3 protein-coding genes are annotated in these 3,451 nt (G+C 46.4%); 1 reads left to right on the top strand and 2 read right to left on the bottom strand.

The genetic code is table 11. The annotated features are described in order from the left end of the window. Positions 1-516 (top strand): response regulator transcription factor (locus tag F6K20_RS29880; RefSeq protein WP_287297118.1); only part of this gene is annotated, 516 nt, incomplete at its 5' end. A 34-nt stretch (positions 517-550) separates the two neighbouring features. Here the strand turns inward: F6K20_RS29880 and F6K20_RS29875 are convergent. Further along, positions 551-1,180, bottom strand: a complete 630-nt coding sequence (locus tag F6K20_RS29875) for a ribonuclease HII (protein ID WP_008189316.1) — start codon at positions 1,178-1,180, stop codon at positions 551-553. After that, entirely contained in the window at positions 1,177-3,165 is a 1,989-nt protein-coding gene (gene rne, locus F6K20_RS29870; protein ID WP_008189318.1) for a ribonuclease E, read from the bottom strand. The genes F6K20_RS29875 and rne overlap by 4 nt, the downstream gene beginning before the upstream one ends. Between the last annotated feature and the right edge of the window lie 286 nt (positions 3,166-3,451).

Genomic DNA, 3,451 nt, shown 5'->3' with positions numbered 1-3,451 from the left:
TTACCGCACATTTCTGGGTTAGAAATTTGCCAACAAATGCGATCGCATGACGCCACTACCCCAGTTCTTTTTCTAACCGCCAAGGACACTGTAGATGACCGAGTCATGGGATTAGATGCTGGTGCTGACGACTATCTAGTTAAACCATTTGAACTGCGGGAGTTACTCGCTAGAGTCCGGGCTCTGCTTCGGCGTTCTGCTGCGACTGATGCCCATCCCAGCCAGCGGTTACGGGTTGGACAATTAGAATTAGACTTAAACAATCAAATTGCTTATCGCCACGGACACCCAATTGAGCTATCGGAAAAAGAAAGTCAACTGCTAGGGTACTTCATGAGCCATGTTGGTCTATTATTATCTCACAAGCAAATTTATCAACATTTGTGGCCATCCGAGGAAATCCCAAAAAGTAACAATTTAGCTGCTCTAGTTCGTTTGTTGCGTCGCAAAATCGAAATTAAGGGTTCCGCCCCCCTGATCCATACAGTTTATGGTAAGGGTTATCGGTTTGGTTGATTGTTATTTGTTAATAAACAACTTATTTAACTTGTTAACAAGTTATACTACAGGGGCTAAAGGACATGCGATGCAGCCGACATGGTCCGTATTTTTGTAGTGCTAACCGATGCTTTTTGGTACCATAGCCCATGTTTGCTGTCAAATCATACTCTGAATACTTGGCAGCTAGACGAATGATTAAATCATCACGCCACACCTTGGCTACAATACTGGCCGCTGCAATATGAAGCGATCGCTGATCCCCCTTTACTAGATTTCGTTGTGCTATCGGTAAATCTGGCAACACCTGTAACCCATCAATCAGACAAATATCGGGCTTAACTTTTAATTTAAGCACAGCCCGTTTCATAGCTAACAATGACGCCTGTAAGATATTGAGCTGGTCAATTTCTGCACTAGTGGCATAACCAATAGTCCAATCCAGTGCCAATCCCTGAATTTCTTCAGACAGCCTTTGGCGTCGTTTCCGGGACAACTTTTTACTATCTTTAACGCCAGCTAGAGCCAGTTGTGGCAGGACAGATACAGGTAAAATCACTGCTGCTGCCACCACTGGACCAAATAAGGCACCTCGCCCTACTTCATCTACTCCAGCCACTAAGGAGGGAGTACCGGATAAATCCGGTAACTCACACACTTCAGTGGCTTTGTCCGTGTTCATTTATCCAATGCTGAAGAACGGCGACGGCGGCGGCGCACTATGGGGGGACTGTTAATAGTGCCATTGGTAGTACTCAGTTGATCAGATTCAGTTTCTGGAATTGGTGTGGCAGCAGTAGATTGCACCAATTCTGATTCATCTAACTCTAGCTGATCGTCGATGGAGGATTGACTATTAGTTGAATCGGTAGTTGAATCGGTAGTTAAATCAGTAGTTGAATCGGTAGTTGAATCGGTAGTTGTATTGGATAATTCTTCTTCATTATCCTCGATTTTTTCTCCCGGCAGTAACACTGAGATAATTGCTGACCTAGGATCTTTCACCTCTCGGTCTAAATGTAGTATAGGGGAAATGCCCATCAACCCATAAACATCTTGTTCTTCTGGGCTCATTTCAACCCTGACCAATTCTGGTGGTTCCTTCTCTTGAGCAAACTTGACTAGCTGGGGTTTTTCTACTCCTGAGGTGGATACCTCGGCTTCTGTGATGGCATCAAAGTTGGATGAGACAGAGATCACCCTATTTACTCCCCTAGTAATTGGTTCTTCCCTAATCACGGGGTCATCAATACGACGGCGGCGGCGGCGGCGATTATTTACCGCTCCCCGTTCCTGATAACTGGGGTGATTGAGCAAGTCCAACTCCTGATCATTCTCAGGAGATAACTCTACGGGTTCGGGGAACTCTGGAATGCTTCGCTCCGTCGGTGACGGGATCGGTGCTAAGGTCTCTAGTGCTTCTGCTTCCACTTCACCGGGAAGATGTACCAGATGACCTAACCCGCCACAGGTAGCGCAGGCTTTACCAAACAACTCGTAAATATTTTGCCCTTGGCGCTTGCGAGTCAGTTCCACTAAGCCAAGTTCCGAAAGCTGGGCAATCTGTGGTCGGGCTTTGTCCTCTTTTAGGGCTTGATTGAAGTGTTCGAGAACCTGCAACTGATCCCGCCTAGTGTCCATATCAATAAAGTCAACAACGATCACCCCAGCTAGGTTACGTAGGCGCAGCTGGCGGGCAATTTCTGTTGCTGCCTCACAGTTAGTCCACAGAACCGTTTCCCGTGCTGTAGCTGAGCGGGTAAAGGAACCAGAGTTCACATCAATTACAGTTAGGGCTTCGGTAGGTTCAATGATAATGTAGCCACCAGATGGTAAATCTACTCTTGGCTTGAGGGCTTCTCGAATTGCAGCATTGACCCGGAAGTATGCCAAAATTGGCATGCGATCGCGATGATGGTCAATCAAGACCCCTTCTGGTGCTTGACCTCCGCTCCAGCTCAACAAGTGTTGTTTAACCCGTTTGACTGCAGTACTAGAATCGACCACAATCCGATTAACATCAGCAGTGTACATATCCCGGAGGACACGCTGAATAAAATCATCATCCCGATTAAGTAGGGCTGGTGCTCTGGTAGAGGTTGCTTCGAGCTGGACAGCTTCCCATTGTTTTTGCAGGTTTTCCAAATCTTCCATAATGGCTTCTTCGGCTCTGCCTTCAGCTTCGGTGCGCACCAGCACTCCCATGCCCGATGGTTTGATTAGAATTGCTAGAGCTCTGAGGCGATTGCGTTCACTTTCGCTCTTAATCCGCCGAGACAAGTTCACTCCTCGGCCATAAGGCATCAGCACCAAATAGCGACCGGGTAAGCTAATATTACCTGTGAGCCTTGGCCCTTTGTTACCAGTGGGTTCTTTCATCACTTGTACCAACACCTTCTGCTGGGGAGTCAGCAGTTCGGTGATCGCACCAGACCGGCGTTTCAAGCGCAATGGTCCTAAGTCTGTCACATGAATAAAACCATTGCGATCGGGATCACCAATGTTGACAAATGCTGCATCAATACCCGGTAAGACATTTTCTACAACGCCGAGATAAATATCACCGACCTGGTGATTACCGGTGGCAACTACTAGTTCTTGAATTTGATCTTCCCAAAATACAGCAGCAAGTTGATGTTGCTCTGCAATAATAATTTGCTTTGGCATGCAATTTCCTCAAAACTTGGTAGTACGCTTAGTCCTACAGTTAACGATAGGAGTCGTACTCTATTTCTAGGTCTGAAATGTTCGGTGATTTACTGCCATTAAACTGATCGGCCACAGGGACTAATAAATAGACTATGAATAATTAGAGTATTTTGTTGCTCATTGTTTGAGGGACAACTTTAGTCAATGGCTGTAGTCAATGGCTGTAGTTAATGGCTGTAGTTAATGGCTGTAGTCAATGGCCCTGAAACTGTCTCGAAGCCCCTTCTGTTTAGAGGGGGGTGCA

Origin of the sequence: Moorena sp. SIO2C4, assembly GCF_010672485.1 — a bacterium.
Lineage (GTDB): Bacteria > Cyanobacteriota > Cyanobacteriia > Cyanobacteriales > Coleofasciculaceae > Moorena > Moorena producens.
Note: the sequence above shows the minus strand (reverse complement) of the source record. Positions and strands in the feature narration are given on the sequence as shown.